The following is an 18450-nucleotide window of genomic DNA, read 5'->3' as shown; positions in this document are numbered from 1 at the left end:
AGCCATTGGTATAATAGTTAAGGTTTCTTGGTCGATACAATAACTATTTTTTGGCTTATAAATAAAAATGAGTCATCCCTTTATTATTATAATCATATAAATTAGGGATGACTCATGTTTTTATACTTTATGTTCTTCGGGAATTGGTTTAGGTCTCTTTTCATCATCAATAGAAACATAAACAAATAAGCCTTCTGTAACTAGGTAGTTATTTAATTCACCATGACCTTTCAATAATGGTTTCGCCCAAACTTCTAAATGAATTTTCATTGAGGTTCTACCAGTCTGTACAACTTCTCCGTACACACAGACTGCATCTCCTACACTAACAGGCTTGTGGAAAGTCATCCCATCTACTGCAACTGTCACAGTTCTCCCTAAAGCAGTCTCTTTCGCTAAGATTCCTCCAGCGATATCCATTTGAGACATGATCCATCCACCAAAGATATCTCCATTAGCATTAGTATCAGCAGGCATAGCGAGAGTTCTTAGTAATAGTTCTCCTTCAGGTAATTTTTCGTTTTCCATTTTGATGTTTTTAGAATAGATAATTTGTAAATATAGTTAAATTTTAAAGGGGATGTGAATGGATAAAGTAGATATACAAAAGAGTAAAATAAACATTAAATACACTTATAGTTTACCTATATTTCATAATTGATTGACAATCTGTTTATTATTGAAAGATTAATGATTCTAAAATTAATATAGATTTTTTAATAATTTAGTGTATACTTCTAATATTTTTGCCTACCTTGCAGGTATATGAGTTGAGTTTCCTTTGTAAATCACTTTTGAAATAAGGACATTCCAAGTTTTTGAACGTTTTTCACTTCTGATATTTCATCTCAATATTTGTTTTTTTTATTACCATTTTATTTGTTGAAGATGAATATCTTTGTTGCAAAATTAAATTACAATACTCAAGAAGAGTCATTAAGAGTTTTATTTGAAAATTTTGGAGAAGTTTCTTCTGCTAAAGTTATTTTTGACCGCGAAACAGAGCGTTCAAAAGGTTTCGGTTTCGTAGAGATGCCAAACGACGAGGAAGCTACAGCTGCAATTGAAAATTTGAATGAGTCAGAATTAGATGGCCGTACTATTGTAGTTAAAGAAGCACGTCCACGTGAGAACAACGGTGGAAACCGTGGTGGTGGATACGGTGGCGGAAACCGCGGTGGTGGTTTCGGCGGTGGTTACAATAGAGGTGGTGGAAGATACTAATCTTTCCCAATCTAAGTAAACATATTGAAGGCATGATAATTCGTTTATCATGCCTTTTCTTTTGTCTAAATTTTTATTAACTTTTTATTACCCAAAACGGCTAAAACCTAAAGCTAAGAATCAGTATATAAGTGTATTATAATAATACAATCATTATAGTTTTTCAGTCGTCATGTGTTGGAAAAGTTGATGAAAAGAATGATCAGTTACAAAAAAATAATCTTTACTACCTTATTATCCCTTATTAATCTAATCACTTTATTTGGTCAGGATATTAAACCCAAAGCTGATCTATACAATGAGATCAAAAGCTTAATAGTAGCTGATTCTGTATATAGAGATTACTTATTAAGGCAATTGGCGAAATTAGATTCTGTATCAACTAATGTACATGGCGTTAGTTTAGCTACTCACGACAAAGGAAAACCTGTTGTTCCATTCAGAGATACTTTATTTTATGTTCAAGGTAGGCTAGGACTTACAGCTGAACAGAGAGCAAATGCGATTGAAGATTCAGTTATAGAAATTGCAGAAAATACATTATACTTTACAGATTCTATTGTTTTAGAACCTTTTGAAGAAACCTATCTATTAAAATACAAAGGTAAAATTATTCATATTGTAGATACCTCTGATGCCTTAAATGAAAAAAAGACTGTTTTAGCATTATCAAAATATCGACAATTAAGAATAAATGATTCCTTACATGATAAGATTAATTATCAAGGGAAGACCTCAGGAATTATAGCGTTAGTCGGTCTTGTAGTCATTGTATTACTCATTACGATTATCAATAGATTTTATAGGATCTTACTATATAAAGTCTATCAAAAAAGGAAAACGTGGTTTAAAAATAAATCGATTCGAAATATTGATATACTTTCAGAAAGGAATCAAAGAGGAATAGCTAAATATTCTTTGTTGGCCATTAGAGTAGGTTTAATTTTTATATTAATCTCACTATACTTGCCCATTGTAGGTCGTTTTTCTCCTCCATTGAGAGATTTTTCTGATCAAGTATTGGGGTACATTATTAATCCAGTAGTTGATATTGTGCACTCAATGATAGCCTATATACCTAATTTACTAAAAATCATAATCATCGTTTTTGTGTTCCATTATGCAATGAGGTTTATCAATATATTTGCAGTAGCCATCGCTGATGGACGTTTGAAAATAAATGGATTCTTTCCAGATTGGGTACCTCCAACGATGAAAATCATAAAGTTTGTGTTGTATACCTTCATGGCTATCATGATTTTTCCATTATTACCTGGTGCAAAATCAACAGAATTTCAAGGTATATCTGTTTTTGTAGGTATATTGTTGTCTATAGGCTCTACTTCTGTGATCACTAATGCAATAAGCGGTATTGTGATAACTTATATGAGAAGATTTAAAATAGGGGATTGGATCAAAATAGATGATGTAACAGGAGAAGTTGTGGAGCGTTCGTTATTTGTGACAAGATTAAAGACAACCAAAAATGAGATCATTACTGTTCCTTACAGTAAAATATCAGAATCCAATACTATCAATTATTCTCAACCAATTAATAAATATCGATTAATTATTCACACATCTGTTACCGTAGGTTTTGATATACCATGGAGAAAAGTACATGATTTATTACTCGAAGCAGCTCATGATACAGATGGTATTATCAATAGTGATAAAGCTTTTGTTCTTCAAACCTATTTAGATGATTTTTATGTTCGCTATGAATTGAATGCCTTTACACGTCAACCTTCTAAGATACCACGAATATTATCTTCTTTACATCAAAATATGCAAGATATTTTTTCAAGGGAAAATATCGAATTAATGTCTCCTCATTACAGAGCAAACAGAGAAGACAATAAGATAACAATACCTGATTTTAAGTTAATGAAAGATGATATAGAGGAAAATGACCCTAAAGAAGAGCCACCGAAAAGAAGAGGTACAAAGTAGAAAATTTGAATTTCTTAGAAGTATTTGACAACTTCACTTTATGATTTCATTTTTTAGGATAATAAAGACATTCCCAAAAATATTTTTTGTAATCAAGAATATTTTGTTCCAAAAGAACTATATCCAAAAGAAGATTACACCTCTATTATTGCCTTTTTTTAAGAATGCAGATTCTTCTTTATCCTCAAAAGATTTTAAGAAGTTTAAAACAGTTTATGGATTGCTTGTTCCTTCCATTCTAGGAGAACTGTTATATAAATTTTCGGATATAAAAATGAATGAAAAGGTTCGTTTGAATAGTACAATTCAAGCAGGCTTAACAGGTATCGTAGATGATTTTTTTGATGAACAAGATAAAACGAGTCAAGAAGTGATTCAATTATTAAAATATAAAAGAGAACCAATTTCGTCTGCTGAAGCTCTTTGTCAAAATTTATTCAATCAAACGATTTCAACTTTTTCAAATAAAGATTTACTTTGGTCAGCTATTGAAAAAACATTACAAGCCCAAGAAGATAGTAAAAGACAAATTATTGCAAATAATAATCCATTAACTGATGATGAATTATTTGAAGTAACAATAAGAAAAGGAGGAGATGCTTTCCTTTTTTATGTGTTGCTTTATTGCGATCAACTGACGAAAAATGAGGAAGCTTTCTTTTATCTATTAGGAGGTCTCACTCAACTTGGAAATGATATTTTTGATTTATACAAAGATGCTCAAGAAGGTATTGAAACCTTAATGACTAGGTGTAAAGATGTAAGAGAAATTCAAACTACTTTTATTGAACTTCTGCAGCAAATTTATTCACTTCATGATCAAATGAAAGAGAAAGAGTATCATCAGTTTCTAGAATATTATTCTATTGGTGTGTTTAACCGCTGTTGGATCTGTTTGGAACAATATAGAATGCTTCAAGAAAGAGACAAGACTTCACTATTTGACTATCAAAACTATGATAGATCAGAATTAATTTGTGATATGGAGAAGCCGGCCAATTTATTAAGATCATTAACTATGGACATAAAAAAAGAGATCAACTTTCATTGATCTCTCACTTATATCTTTTTATAATATTTTTTCTATTAGTTGTTCTTCATCATTGGAATCCAAAGAAGAGCTACTGCAGATACCATTACAGCAACTATTGAAGCCATAATAACACCTAATTGAGTATTAGCATCAGTTGCAGATTTAATTACTCCAAAATCTAATACTAAGAAAATTACTGGTACTGTAAATAGAATAAACTTTTTCATTGCGATCGTTGTTTTGTGTGTGTTTTTTGTGCTTTGTATATATCAATATACGTTGCAATAAGTACCTTAGATTCGTATATTAACAATTGTAAGGAATCTTTCTGATTTAATAAATTGAAACTCTTGATTCTCGATTATTGAAGCTATAAATTGTGAAAAATATTTAGAATAGATCTATGTTAACAAGAAGACCACGTCGTAATAGAAAGTCTGCAGGTATCCGTCAAATGGTTCAAGAAACTATTCTTACGGTAGACGACTTTATTTTTCCTTTATTTATGATTGAAGGAGAAAATAAAAAGGAGGAAGTACCTTCTATGCCTGGCATTTATAGATATACTTTGGATTTATTAGTTGAAGAAATCGGAGAGTGTCTTGATCTTGGTATTAAATCATTCTGTTTATTTCCGTCACTTGGTGATGATAAGAAAGACAGTATGGCTACGGAAGGAAGTAACCCTGAAGGACTTTATCAAGTGGCTTTGTCAACAATAAAAGCTAAATATCCAGAGGCTGTTTTAATGACAGATGTTGCTATGGATCCATATAGTTCTGATGGGCACGATGGCATTGTAAAAGATGGTAAGATCATTAACGATGAAACATTAGAAGTACTTGGTAAAATGGCATTGGCTCAAGCAAAAGCCGGCGCTGATATCATTGGGCCATCTGATATGATGGATGGTCGTATTGGTTATATTAGAGAGGTTTTAGATGATAATGGCTACTCAGAGGTATCTATTATGTCTTACTCTGCTAAATATGCATCAGCTTTTTATGGTCCCTTCAGAGATGCTTTAGATTCAGCTCCTAAATTTGGTGATAAAAAGACTTACCAAATGGATCCTGCTAATGTTAAAGAAGCTCTAATTGAAGCTGAATTAGATTACGTAGAAGGTGCAGATTTTTTAATGGTAAAACCTGCTTTATCTTACCTTGATGTTATCAAAACATTATCTGACAATTTTGATATTCCAATTACAGCTTATAATGTATCTGGAGAATATGCTATGCTTAAAGCAGCAGCTCAAAATGGTTGGTTGGAAAATGATAAGACAATGTTAGAAATGTTGTTAAGTATCAAAAGAGCAGGAGCAAGTGCGATCCTAACTTACTTTGCAAAAGAGGCAGCTGTATTATTGAAAAAATAATATTAACTGATTAATATATTGAAAACACCTATTGAGCCAATCTTTAGGTGTTTTTTTATTTCTTCCCAAACCAATATTGACTAAATTGAATTCTAAAATCAACAATTAAAGATGCAGTATTCAATACAAAAACACGAGAAGTATCCACACTTTTTACAAATAACATTAACTTTTAAAGCTTCAAATTCGTCTGAAATTTTAAAATTACCCTTATGGAGACCGGGAAGATATCAGGTTCAGAATTTCGCTAAAAATATTAGAGAAATGTCTGTCAATAAAGGCTCTATAAAAGTTATTGGCCGAAATACTTGGTTACTTAGTGAAATAAATGATGGAGATACTATCCAATTAACCTATAACTATTATGCTCGTCATCAAGATGCTGGTGGAACATGGCTAAATGAAGATTTTTGCTTAATTAATTTTATTGGATGTGCGGTTGTTCCAGAGTTAAAACTACATACTAAAGGAACTGTATCCTTACATTTTGAAAGTGATTTTAAAATAGCCACATCTCTAAATAAAGAAGGAGAAGTATGGGTGTATAAAAACTTTGAAGAGTTGACAGAATCTCCTATACTATTAGGTAAGTCATTACATCATCATACATTTAGTTACGAAGGTTGTAAGCATCATATTTGGCTACAAGGAAAAGTGAACCCTGATTGGAATAAAATCGGGAATGACTTTTTAGCTTTCACTAAAGTGCAACTTGAGATATTTAAATCTTTCCCGCATAAAGACTATCATTATTTATGTATTTTACCTTCCTATAAACACTATCATGGAGTAGAACATCACAAGAATACGGTCATTACTCTAGGACCTGCAAATGAGTTTTTAAATACTGATTTTTATAATAATCTATTAGGGGTTAGTTCACATGAGTTATTTCATGTTTGGAATATCAAACAAATTAGGCCTAAAGAATTATTGCCTTATGATTTATTCAACGAAAGTTATTTTGATACAGGATATGTAGCAGAAGGCATCACAACATACTATGGTGATTGGTGCTTGTATAGAGCAGGAGTGTTTGATCGAGAACAGTACAGGAAAGAATTAATAACATTACTGGACCGACATTTTGAAAATCAAGGACGATTTGTGAAGTCTGTAGCAGATTCTTCTTTGGAGTTATGGGTGGATGGTTATGAAAAAGGAATTCCTGCTCGAAAAACTTCTATTTATGTGAAAGGAGCCTTAGTTTCATTGATGCTCGATGCTAAAATCCAAAAAGAAACAAACAAAGAAAAAAGCCTTGATGATGTTATGCTGGAGTTATATACATCTTTTGGGAAAACGAATAAAGGGTATACATCAAAAGACTTTCAGGCTATTGTAGAGAGTATTTTAGGATATAAGATGGATGATTTCTTTAAAAATTATATTTATGGTATTGTTGATTTAGAAGAACCATTAAAAGAGGCATTAGAATACTTTGGTTGGGATATCCAAAAAAGTAATGCAAAGAGTCGTTGGATGTCTGATTTTGGACTTAAATTAAATGCAACTGGAGAAGTAATAGATAAAGCATACAACGCATCTTTTTCAATAGAAGTAGGGGATAAAATTCGAGCAATTAATGGTCAGAAAATTGAATCTTTTGAGAAGGTAATTTTAGGATTGGACAAATTTGAATTATTAGTAGAAAGAGAGGGAGAATTTTTATTAAAACAGTTATCATCAAAGAAAAACATGTATTATTCTAAGTTAAGTATAACTTAAATCTATTATATTTAGTAAATATTTATTAAGCTTGAGAAAACATAAATGTAGATAGACTTCTTTGTACTAGAAATTTAGACTTCTGCAGCTTTTTTAAATTAAAATATACACTCAATTTCATATCTCTTTGACATGAGAAATTTACTCTTAATTTTTTTATTATTTACTACTACTTCTGCTATAGCTCAAGAAAAAAATCCCGTTGAACTTTTCTTTAAAAATGCTGAAAAGTTTAGAATATCTAAGGACTACTATAGAGCTATTGTTGAATATGAGCAAGCAATTGCTTTATCTGACAGCGTTGCGAAAGTACATTATTGGAAAGGTGTCTGTAATCTTATGATTAAGGATACCACAAAAGCCTTACAAGATTGGCAGAAAGTAATCTCTATTGATGAAAATTATTTACCAGCTTACTCTGCACAATCAAAAGTTTTTGAGAATCAGAGTGACTTTGTAAAATACAAAAAGAACATTGATCACTGGTTAAAAGTTGAGCGTGATCCAATTAAAAAGATTAATCTTTGTGTAGAAACAGCAAATTATTTCTTTTATAAAGATCAATTCTCTGATGCAAGGATATATACTACCAATGCATTACAAATTTCACCTGAGCATTTAGAAACTTTGTATTTAGATGCACAGATTACAAATAATATTGGTAAATATCACGAAACAATAAAAACTACGGATAAGATATTATCTCAGTTTTCACCAAATGCACCAATTAATCAAACAGCAAAATATTATTATGAAAAAGGGATGGCTTATTACTTCTTAGAAGATTATACAAGTGCAATGCCTATTCTTAATAAAGCTGATGTTGGACCTTATAAGCAGTTTATTACGAAGTTAAAGCCAGATTACTTCTTTGCTGTAGCTTCTGCTTATGAAGATATATATGATTTTACAAGAGCAAAAGAAATGCTTGAAAAAGCAATGAAGGTGGATCCTAGTTATATCAAAGCAAATATTTTACTTGCTGATATCATTGTAAAAGAAGAACATCATCATAAAGGGATTCATTTATTTGAATTAGGATTAAAAGATTACAAAGGATATGATAAACTTTATTTAAAAGCTTATGATAAATTTATTGATATCTTAATCTCTTCTAAAAAATATGATAAAGCATTATTGTATGCTGAAGAGTGTTTGTCAAACTTTCAAGGAGCAAGAAATATTTTATTTTATAAATTGGTTGCTTTACATAAATTAGGAAAGAAAACAGAAGCGATAAATACAGGTTTAGATCTTTTAAGTAACTCAAATATTACACCTCAAGAGTATGTGAAAACAAGCTTATTAATGGGTTATGTATACGGAACTAAAGAGTTGCCAAAAGCTATTCAATCATTCCAAGATGCGCGTAAAGGACCTTACTATCCAGTTGCTACGCATTCAATTGAATATTATAATCACTTGGTATCTACTGATAAAGCATTGTAGACACAAAGTATTTAAAATAAAAAAGCTAGAATTCAAAGTGAGAATTCTAGCTTTTTTTTATGATTAATAATGGAATCTATCTTTCCGCTAACGTTTCATATTTCTTTTTGAAATCTTCATAAGTAAGTTCAATACCCTCACGGATGCCAACTTTAGAAGTCCAACCTGCTTCTTTTAATCTAGAAACATCCATCAATTTACGAGGAGTACCATCAGGTTTCGTAGAATCCCACGTTAATTCACCTTCGTAACCCACAATGTCTTTGATTGTTTCAGCAAGTTCTTTGATCGTAAGATCAACTCCAGTTCCTACGTTTACAAAACCTTTCTCATCGTAGTTTTCCATTAAATAATAACAAGCTTCTGCAAGATCATCAACAAACATAAACTCTCTTAAAGGCGTACCTGATCCCCAAATTTCAACGTTAGGAGCATTATTCTCCTTTGCTTCGTGGAATCTTCTTAATAATGCAGGTAAAACATGAGAATTTTTTGGATGGTAATTATCGTTATACCCATAAAGGTTAGTAGGCATAGCCGAAATAAAGTTACATCCATATTGGTCTCTGTATGCTTCACACATTTTGATACCAGATATCTTAGCAATAGCGTAAGGTTCATTTGTTTCCTCAAGAGTACCAGTCAAAAGATATTCTTCCTTCAATGGCTGTGGAGCCATTTTAGGGTAGATACATGAAGAACCTAAGAACATTAATTTTTTTACATCATTTAGATAACTTTGATGAATTACATTATTTTGTATCATCAAGTTTTCATATAAAAACTGTCCTCTATAAATATTATTAGCTAAGATACCACCAACTTTAGCGGCAGCTAAAAATACATATTCTGGCTTTTCTGTTTCAAAGAACTCTTTAACCTTTTCTTGATTGGTCAAATCTAATTCAGAAGAAGACCTAGTAACGATATTTGTATATCCTTCTCTTTGTAGTTTTCTTACTATAGAAGAACCTACCATACCATTATGTCCTGCAACGTAAATTTTTGCTCCTTTCTCCATTACTATTTATTCTATCCTTTTGGGAATTTATGTTGTGTTATTTTAATTTTCTTAAAGTGATTCTTGCAAGTAATATCAGATTACTCGAATTGGTTTAAGATATCATGACCGCCTTCTTTTAAGTATTTCTCTCTCTTGAATAACTTAACATCAGATTGCATCATGTCTTCTACTAAACCTGCTAAATCATACTCAGGCTCCCAATTTAGTTTTTCCTTACATTTAGAAGGATCACCAATTAATAGGTCTACCTCAGTTGGTCTAAAGTATTGTGGATCGACTTTTAATACAGTTTTTCCAATCTCTACTTTGAACTCTGGATTGTTACAAGCCTTAATTTTAGCAGTTTCGTTAACACCTTCACCGCTAAATTCTAATTCGATACCTACTTGATCAAATGCCATTTTTACGAAATCTCTAATCGTAGTTGTGACACCTGTCGCAATTACAAAGTCTTCAGGTTCATCTTGCTGTAAGATTAACCACATAGCTTTTACGTAATCTTTAGCGTGACCCCAGTCACGTTTTGAATTCAGATTACCTAGGAATAAAGTGTCTTGTAATCCTAAAGCAATTTTGGAAACTGCTCTTGTAATCTTTCTTGTTACGAAAGTTTCACCTCTAATTGGTGATTCGTGGTTGAATAGAATACCATTACAAGCATACATATTATAAGCCTCTCTGTAGTTCACTGTAATCCAATATCCATATAATTTGGCTACTGCATAAGGAGAACGTGGGTAGAAAGGTGTAGTTTCTTTTTGTGGAACTTCTTGAACTAATCCGTAAAGTTCTGAAGTTGAAGCCTGATAAATTTTCGTTTTCTCAGTTAATCCTAATAAACGAACGGCCTCTAAAATTCTTAGTGTACCTAATGCATCTACATTACCTACGTACTCAGGAGTATCAAAACTCACACGTACGTGAGACATGGCACCTAAATTATATATCTCATCTGGCTGTACTTCTTGAATGATCCTAGTAAGGTTCATAGAATCCGTTAAATCACCAAAATGTAATTTTAGTTTTACACCATCTTCGTGGGGATCTTGGTAAAGGTGATCAATTCTATCAGTATTAAACAAAGATGATCTTCTTTTAATACCGTGTACTTCATAACCTTTTTTCAATAAGAGTTCAGTTAAGTATGCACCGTCTTGTCCGGTAATACCAGTAATTAGGGCTTTTTTCATTTTTCGAGTTTTAAGCTTCTTTTTTTACTATTTCTAAATCTAAAATACCTTCTCTTTTACGCTTGTCAATAGATTCGTAAATTGAATTCTTACTGACAAATTCAGGAACAATGTCCTTCATTTTTTGTACTAAGAGATAGTTATTAACATTGATGAATGAGAAGAGTTCAACAAATTCATTTTTAACGTGATTGAAATCATAATCTCTAACTTTTCCAATTAGAATTTTTGGATGATGTGTTGGGATTGTGTTCTCTTCACTATTTAATAATTCTTCATATAATTTTTCACCTGGTCTTAGTCCGACAACTTTTATTTCGATGTCTTTATTTACTTCTAACCCAGATAATTTAATCATATTTTTTGCAAGATCAATGATTTTAACCGGTTTACCCATGTCAAATACATAAATTTCCCCACCATTTCCCATACTTCCTGCTTCCATTACTAATTGACAAGCCTCTGGAATGGTCATGAAATATCTTGTGATCTTGTCAGATGTTACTGTTAATGGACCTCCTTTTTCAATTTGTTCTCTGAAAAGAGGAATCACTGACCCATTTGAACCAAGTACATTACCAAATCTTGTTGTAATAAACTTAGTATTGCAATGATGTTGTTTTGTTAAACTTTGAACATAAATTTCAGCTAATCTTTTACTAGCCCCCATTACGTTCGTTGGATTAACAGCTTTGTCTGTAGATACCATTACGAATTTTTCCGCATCGTATTTTACAGCCATATCTGCCATATTTTTAGAACCTTGAACATTTACATTTACTGCTTCAGATGGATTTCTTTCCATCATTGGTACGTGTTTATACGCAGCAGCATGATAGATAATGTCTGGTTGATGTAATCTAAATACTTCTTCTACACGATCTCTTTGACTAATATCTCCAATTACTACTTCAAGTTTAATTGGTTTCTCTTTTGTCAATTCCACTAGTTTTCTTTCAATATCATATAAACCAGTTTCAGATTGATCGAGTAAAATTAATTTTTCAGCATTATAATAAGTTACTTGCTTTGCAATTTCACTTCCTATTGAACCTGCAGCACCTGACACTAAAATTGTTTTAAAGTCAATTTCTGAGTGTAGGTTATCCTTTTCTAATTCAATTGCTTTTCTATCAAGAAGATCTTCAATTCTAACATTCTTGATTTGCTTAAGGCTTAATTCTCCATTAATCCAAGAAACAACCGAAGGAGATTGTTTTACTTGAAGGTTAACCTCTAAACATTGATCTACAATTGCTCTTTTTTGAGTTAACGTAATAGAATCAATAGCGATTACTACTTCTTCAATATTATTCTTTTGGATAAACCTGTCATTTAATACGTCTGGGTTAGACATGATAGGTACACCGCCTAATAATTTTCCTCTTTTTACAGAGTCATCATCAATAAAAGCAATAATATTAGTATTAGATGAAGTGTCACCTTCTAGTATATTTTTAGTAATCTGACCAAGAGTACCAGCTCCGTAGATTACAACGTTTCTTTTAGGTTTACCAGAATTTAAAAGTCTTTCGTGTGCTTGTCTAAAGATCACTCTTGAAGTAACAAGTAAGAATAAACTAATAAAATAATGAATAGATAATATTGAGAAAATTGACCCTGCATCTTCAAACATTGTTTCTTTATTCATCATTCCTAAGATGACAAAGAATATAAGAGAAACAAAGGCTATAGTACCTGCATAAAATAGCTTGACTAAATCTTTAAAAGAGGTATATCGTATCGATGCTGAATAGGAATTCAACACGAAAAAACTAATGTTGTAAACGAATATACTTATTATAAATTGGACAATATGTCCAGACATCCATTCGATTGATGATTCAAAATTAAGATTATACATCAACAGAACAGAGATACCAAAAGAAAAGGATATTGTAATACTATCTACAATCAAAACGTACCAACTAGGCAACATTTTCTTACCATAGAGATTGTGTAAAATATTTACACCGCTCTTAACTCTTTTGTTTTTCGGATTATTTGAAAAGTGATAATGGTTCATTTAGGTAATTTTAAGTTAAATAGTTGTACGCGGGTTGTGTGTACAATGTTGATAATTAAATAAATTTATTAACACATTAATAATCAGATGATAAAAGTAGTTTCTGTGAATTTTTAGTAATTAGATGATAAATAGAATTTTGATTTCTTAATGATTATTCAAAACGTTATATTATTTCCAATAAAGTAAATCATTGTCTTTTTTTTTTGCATAAAAAGAATATGTATTACTCAATTTTACGACATTTCTTATGCTTATAACACTATGTTACCATAATTGGTTTAGTGAAGTAGTGATTCTTTCACAATCATTAGGAGAAAGGTTGGATCCAGAGGGTAAACAAAGTCCTATTTCAAATAAATGTTCTGATGTTCCATCCATATATTTAGGATAGGATTCAAAAATAGGTTGCATATGCATAGGTTTCCACAATGGTCTACTTTCGATATTTCCTTTTTCTAATTCTAATCTGATTTTTTCTCTATCTAAACCGCCTTTTACTGTTTGAGGATCAATAGTTATACAAGTCAGCCAATAATTTGAGAAAGTATCCTTAGGTTCTGAGAGGATTTGAACACCTTCTTTTTCTGAAAAATAGTTTTCATAAAAGGTATGCATATCTCTTCTCTTTTGAATATGTTTATCTAGCACAATCATCTGACCTCTACCAATTCCAGCACAAATGTTACTCATTCTGTAGTTGTACCCAATTTGTGAATGTTGGTAATGTGGGGCATTATCTCTAGCTTGAGTAGCTAAAAAACGGGCTTTTACAATTAGTCCTTCATCATCAGAAACTAATGCACCACCTCCAGAAGTTGTGATTATTTTATTTCCGTTAAATGAAAATACGCCAAGTTTTCCAAAAGTTCCCAATGCTTTTCCGTGGTATGTAGAACCTAATGCCTCTGCTGCATCTTCTACTACTGGAATATCATATTTAGTACTTATTGCCATTATTTCATCCATTTTGGCAGCAATACCATATAAATGGACTAAAATAATTGCTTTAGGTTTCTTTCCTTTTTTTATTCTATCCTCTATTGCTTCTTCCAATAAAGTTGGAGACATATTCCATGTTTCATTTTCAGAATCAATAAAAATAGGTGTTGCTCCTTGATAAACAATTGGATTTGCAGAAGCAGAAAATGTAAATGAAGAGCAGATAACTTCATCTCCTTGTTTCACTCCTAATAAAATTAAGGCTAAGTGAATGGCAGAAGTACCTGAACTTAAAGCTGCACAATGTTGTGCTCCGGTATATTTACAAATGTCCGTTTCGAAATTATTGACATTGGGACCTAGAGGTGCAATCCAATTTGTATCAAAAGCTTCATTGACAAAACGTTGTTCATCACCTCCCATATGTGGGGAGGATAACCAAATTTTTTCACTCATTATTTACAGCAATAGGTCTTTTTCATTCATTATTTTTGGTTCACCATCAACATCTCTTAAGAAGATTGTTCCAGGTGTAAATTCATACATCTTGTATGTTTTATCAAAATCGGGGTCATCGGATAATAAACTGATAATATTACTAGTAAAGTTACCGCCAGATACCGCAAAGATGTAATTGAAGGCAATCATTCTCACATTAATTTCAGTGATGTAAGGATTTCCATTTTCATCTTCTTTATAATCAGCAGTAAATAACCCGTGTTTTTTTGTATTTGTTTTCTCAAACAAAATTTCCATCGCTTCAATGGATTTTTGTACTAATTTTGGTTCATTCAGAAGACGCCCATATGAGGTATTTCCTGTAATGCCAGAAGGAGCAACTTTTGCCATGATATAATTAATTCTTTCTCCAGATGCGGCACGAATTAATTCTCCATTATAATACAGTAATTTACAAGCTAAATTTCTTCCTGGTAAGAATTGACTTCCGATAAATTCGTCCACTTTAGGATTAATAGAAATCCATGTTTTCAAACTATCTCTATCAGCTACTTTTAGAGAGCCTAATCCTGATGAACCGGAAGTTGCTCTAATCCAGAAAGGATATCCTAATTTATTTTCAATTTCTTCTATATTGTAATCTCTAGGATTGATATTAATAGAATTAGGAACTAAATCATGACCTTCTAAATATTCTGTCATGATTGATTTATCTACTAATACTTCACATAATTTATGATCAGGTAGCAATACTTTACAAGGCATTGGTTTACCTTCAGCAGCTCTCTTTGTCCATTCTAATACCTCTAATTCAGGTTGTACAATAGCAATATCAATATTATGTTCTTTTACAATTTTCTCGATTGTAGGCCAATATTCTGGTGAGTCACAACGAGGTATAATATATGTTTTATCGTATAAATCTTTTTCATAAAGACCATACGCATAAGGATTAATATCTGTACCAAAAAGGTGTGCATCTTTAAATTTGCTTTCTCTTAAGATTGAACGAGCAATACTTCTAGGTGTAGGCCCACCGACACCATTAATTAAGATATTCATATATTCATTAAGTTAATAACCTTCTTTCTTTTTCCAGAAGAGAGTAATGGGATTTCATTTACATATTCACATTCAAAGATGGCGTCTTGCCCAAGGTGTTCTTTGAATTCTTTGATTAATTCTTCTTCTCTTTTGAATTTATCTTTACAAGAAATCTTAAATCGATAATTCATCTCATCGACTTGAATCAATTGATATTGATCGATTTCTGTGTATTTAAACATGTTTTTATATACAATGTAAGAAGAGATAATTTCACCTTTTGTATTATAGATGGTATCAAGTTTTCTACCTAGTACTTTTAATAGATGAGTAGAAATATTTCCTTTTTTTCGAACAATACCTAGGTCACCTGTATCATAGCGAATGAAAGGCATTTTTTTGTTAAAAAGGTCTGTAAGTACAATTCTACCTACTTCTCCTTCTTCTGCTGGTTCATTACTATTCATCTTTAAAATCTCTATTCTATAACTAGCAATATTGATTTTAAATTCTTTATTATTTTCTAATGTCTCTTGAGCAATAATACCTTGTTCAATGTTAGAGTACCTTGCACATGGAGTACAATTGAAATATTTCTTTAATCTTTCTTTGGTAGCATCTTCCAACGTTTCAGACATTGAAATGATAGAGTTGAAATCATAAGAAGTATTACCTTCTTTGGTATCTAAATGCTTACAAATTTTCTCTAATGCCGATGCGTACCCTAAAATATTTTCACCTTTTTTCGAGTCTGATAAAAACTTCTCAACTTCCTTGTCATTAAAGTTCATGACATCTATACAGCGAATGTTTTGAGCTGTTTTTTGTAACCAACTTTTATGATTTGCAGCACTCCAAATTTTAAGATAGGCTAACCTAGTACCAATTTCAAAACCAGCCTTTTTTGCAAAGTACATCGTATCGGCACTATTTCTATGTTGTTTATTGATATCCTGATAAACCTTGAAAGGAGTACCTGTTGAGCCACTAGTGACCAAGCTTGTAAATTCTTGAATATCTGGATTAAGGTGATCCTCAAGTTTTTCCTTAATCAAAGCTTTATTTAACACAGGAAAATCACTTAATTGTGTTCCTTTTATTTTTTTATAAAATGGGATATTTTCCTTGCAATAAGATAATAGCTCATTTAATTTCTTTTGTTGATAGGCTTCAACTTCACGGAAATTAGAAGATTCATTTAATGATTTAACCTCTTCAAGATGCTTGAGAATATCTTTTTTCGTTAAATCAAATAAGGCTTTTCGGATATTCATTTTGAAAATGGGTCAATAGGGTTAAACTAATTCCAACGGCTTATCTAAGAAATATTTTTCGCCACGAATAATTACAGAAACAGTTCTTTTTAATATTCTGACATCATTATCAAAACTTAATTTGCTGATGTATTCTAAATCTTTTTCAATTCTTTCATCCCAAGTCAAATGAATACCTCCACTTACTTGAGTTAAACCTGTCAAGCCAGGAGTGACATCATATCTACCTTTTTGGCGATCTGTTAAACGATCCAATTGAGAAGCCACACTTGGACGAGGGCCAATCAAAGTTAAATCACCAGTAAAAACGCCCCATAACTGTGGTAATTCATCAATTTTGAACCTTCTAATAAAATAACCAACAGTAGTTACACCTTCTGCTTTACCAATGATAGGTTTGTTTCCAACAGTACGTTTTTCATTGGTCATTGACCTAAACTTATAAACTGTAATCCTGCTCAAACCTTTCCCAACTCTTTCTTGTGAAAAGAAAACTGGGCCAGGAGAATCCAACTTAATGGCAGCAGCAACAAGGAGAATAAATGGAGAAATAACGAGCATTAAGACTGATGAAACAGCTAAATCAATCAATCTTTTAAAAACATGTTTATACATATAATTCTTTACATAAGTTTCTTAAACTGATAAACTCTACATCTGGGTGTTTTTGGGTAATTTTCTGAAGTAGAGTTTTTAAAGCACCTAATCCTTCTTTACGGTTTTTAGGATCAAGGAATCCACAGAAATTGACTCTATGTGAACTGATTAATGCAGGTTTCTTTAATCTGAAAGCCATATCAATCTGTTTCATGGTATAATTAATCCAATCGAATCCTCTGTTATCCGTCGGTTCAAAAACAACATTTCTAACAGAATAGGTCATTCCAAGTGGATTTTTTTTGCCAGAATAATTGAGAATTTTTTTGTATTTACCATTCCCTTGATGTTCTGTTTTGACCCAAGGTGTTTCGATAAATTGAATTCCATTTTCATTTAGATATTTATGGATCTGTGAATGTTCCCTTCCTCCAGGAGAGTTGAAAACAATACTTTTGTATCCATATACTTTTTCAAAATCTTGTAGCCCTTGTTTAATGATGCCTTCAAAATTTTTATTTTCATTGATATCTTCAAATTCAAAAGAGGCCGTGTAACTAATGTTAGGGAAGCCAGATTTACTAATACAGCTGTAGGATTTGTTTTTTAAAGCTGTAATAACTTCACGATCTCTTTTTTGAAGTTTAGAAGTAAGTGAATGTAGATTTAAATGTTCTCTACCATGAAATTCAGGCATGAAGATACCATCATTAATGCCTTGTTTCATGACTTTATAAACATCCTTATATTCTTTAGGGAAATCGTTTTCCACTTTGTTATATGAAGTAATTAAATCCTCATAAATATATTTTTCGAAGTTATGTTTTTCCATTTCTTCAAAATTTATATTTCCAGTCATACTCAATGGAGAGAAGACCGCAGGGTTATTATTTTTATCTTTTACAGAACGTAAAGTATCATACAACATTTCAAGATCTTCAGCACTTTCGATATGATCTAATTTGTCAAATCTTGATCGAGGTTTTACCCCTTGTTTGATCATATTTTCTAAGGCTTCATTAGAGTGTGTACGTCTATTGCCATAATCATCAATGGCAATTACGACATACTTTCTAGAGGTATGTTTACCTTGTAGGTTCTTTATGAAATCAATGAGAGTTTGTTTCAC

16 protein-coding genes are annotated in these 18450 nt (G+C 31.5%); 6 read left to right on the top strand and 10 right to left on the bottom strand.

The annotated features are described in order from the left end of the window. Positions 1–120 precede the first annotated feature (120 nt). Entirely contained in the window at positions 121–528 is a 408-nt protein-coding gene (yciA, locus tag ACXAHM_RS13785; protein ID WP_474961029.1) for an acyl-CoA thioester hydrolase YciA, read from the bottom strand. A gap of 360 nt (positions 529–888) precedes the next feature. Between yciA and ACXAHM_RS13780 the strand changes: the two genes are divergently transcribed. The 3 genes from ACXAHM_RS13780 to ACXAHM_RS13770 all read left to right on the top strand — a co-directional run bounded on the left by ACXAHM_RS13780 (position 889) and on the right by ACXAHM_RS13770 (position 4228). Then, on the top strand, positions 889–1224 hold the full coding sequence (locus ACXAHM_RS13780) for an RNA recognition motif domain-containing protein (RefSeq protein ID WP_474961028.1): 336 nt from the start codon (positions 889–891) through the stop codon (positions 1222–1224). A 198-nt stretch (positions 1225–1422) separates the two neighbouring features. After that, positions 1423–3177: a mechanosensitive ion channel family protein gene (locus tag ACXAHM_RS13775; protein WP_474961027.1), complete on the top strand. Its 1755-nt coding sequence runs from the start codon at positions 1423–1425 to the stop codon at positions 3175–3177. Between the two features lie 40 nt (positions 3178–3217). Then, positions 3218–4228: a hypothetical protein gene (locus ACXAHM_RS13770; RefSeq protein ID WP_474961026.1), complete on the top strand. Its 1011-nt coding sequence runs from the start codon at positions 3218–3220 to the stop codon at positions 4226–4228. Between the two features lie 35 nt (positions 4229–4263). Here ACXAHM_RS13770 and ACXAHM_RS13765 read toward each other — a convergent pair whose 3' ends face one another. Further along, complete coding sequence (locus ACXAHM_RS13765) at positions 4264–4437, bottom strand: hypothetical protein (protein WP_474961025.1); 174 nt, start codon at positions 4435–4437, stop codon at positions 4264–4266. 176 nt (positions 4438–4613) lie between these two features. Here ACXAHM_RS13765 and hemB point away from each other — a divergent pair, with 176 nt between their 5' ends. From hemB to ACXAHM_RS13750, 3 genes are all read left to right on the top strand, one after another. Then, complete coding sequence (gene hemB, locus ACXAHM_RS13760) at positions 4614–5588, top strand: porphobilinogen synthase (protein WP_474961024.1); 975 nt, start codon at positions 4614–4616, stop codon at positions 5586–5588. Positions 5589–5699: 111 nt separating this feature from the next. Beyond that, positions 5700–7316 carry a M61 family metallopeptidase gene (locus ACXAHM_RS13755; protein ID WP_474961023.1) on the top strand — a complete coding sequence of 539 codons (1617 nt, stop codon included), beginning with the start codon at positions 5700–5702 and terminating at the stop codon, positions 7314–7316. 132 nt (positions 7317–7448) lie between these two features. Then, positions 7449–8765, top strand: a complete 1317-nt coding sequence (locus ACXAHM_RS13750; protein ID WP_474961022.1) for a tetratricopeptide repeat protein — start codon at positions 7449–7451, stop codon at positions 8763–8765. Positions 8766–8841: 76 nt separating this feature from the next. Here ACXAHM_RS13750 and fcl read toward each other — a convergent pair whose 3' ends face one another. The 8 genes from fcl to ACXAHM_RS13710 form a co-directional block, all read right to left on the bottom strand. After that, a complete protein-coding gene (gene fcl / locus ACXAHM_RS13745) occupies positions 8842–9786 on the bottom strand; it encodes a GDP-L-fucose synthase (protein ID WP_474961021.1) in 945 nt (314 codons plus the stop codon). Between the two features lie 80 nt (positions 9787–9866). Further along, complete coding sequence (gmd, locus tag ACXAHM_RS13740) at positions 9867–10979, bottom strand: GDP-mannose 4,6-dehydratase (RefSeq protein WP_474961020.1); 1113 nt, start codon at positions 10977–10979, stop codon at positions 9867–9869. Between the two features lie 10 nt (positions 10980–10989). Next, positions 10990–13005, bottom strand: coding sequence for a polysaccharide biosynthesis protein (locus ACXAHM_RS13735; protein WP_474961019.1), 2016 nt, complete (start codon positions 13003–13005; stop codon positions 10990–10992). Between the two features lie 267 nt (positions 13006–13272). Further along, entirely contained in the window at positions 13273–14403 is a 1131-nt protein-coding gene (locus ACXAHM_RS13730; protein WP_474961018.1) for a DegT/DnrJ/EryC1/StrS family aminotransferase, read from the bottom strand. Positions 14404–14406: 3 nt separating this feature from the next. Then, the gene (locus tag ACXAHM_RS13725) at positions 14407–15468 is read right to left on the bottom strand and encodes an ATP-grasp domain-containing protein (protein ID WP_474961017.1); all 1062 of its coding nucleotides are present in this window, start codon (positions 15466–15468) and stop codon (positions 14407–14409) included. Then, entirely contained in the window at positions 15465–16724 is a 1260-nt protein-coding gene (locus tag ACXAHM_RS13720) for a phenylacetate--CoA ligase family protein (protein ID WP_474961016.1), read from the bottom strand. The genes ACXAHM_RS13725 and ACXAHM_RS13720 overlap by 4 nt, the downstream gene beginning before the upstream one ends. A gap of 21 nt (positions 16725–16745) precedes the next feature. Then, a complete protein-coding gene (locus ACXAHM_RS13715) occupies positions 16746–17339 on the bottom strand; it encodes a sugar transferase (RefSeq protein WP_474961015.1) in 594 nt (197 codons plus the stop codon). Continuing rightward, positions 17332–18450: a hypothetical protein gene (locus tag ACXAHM_RS13710; RefSeq protein ID WP_474961014.1), complete on the bottom strand. Its 1119-nt coding sequence runs from the start codon at positions 18448–18450 to the stop codon at positions 17332–17334. The genes ACXAHM_RS13715 and ACXAHM_RS13710 overlap by 8 nt, the downstream gene beginning before the upstream one ends.

It is taken from the genome of Flammeovirga sp. AWQ4_249 (assembly GCF_056161045.1).
This window is presented reverse-complemented; position numbering and strand designations above follow the sequence as displayed.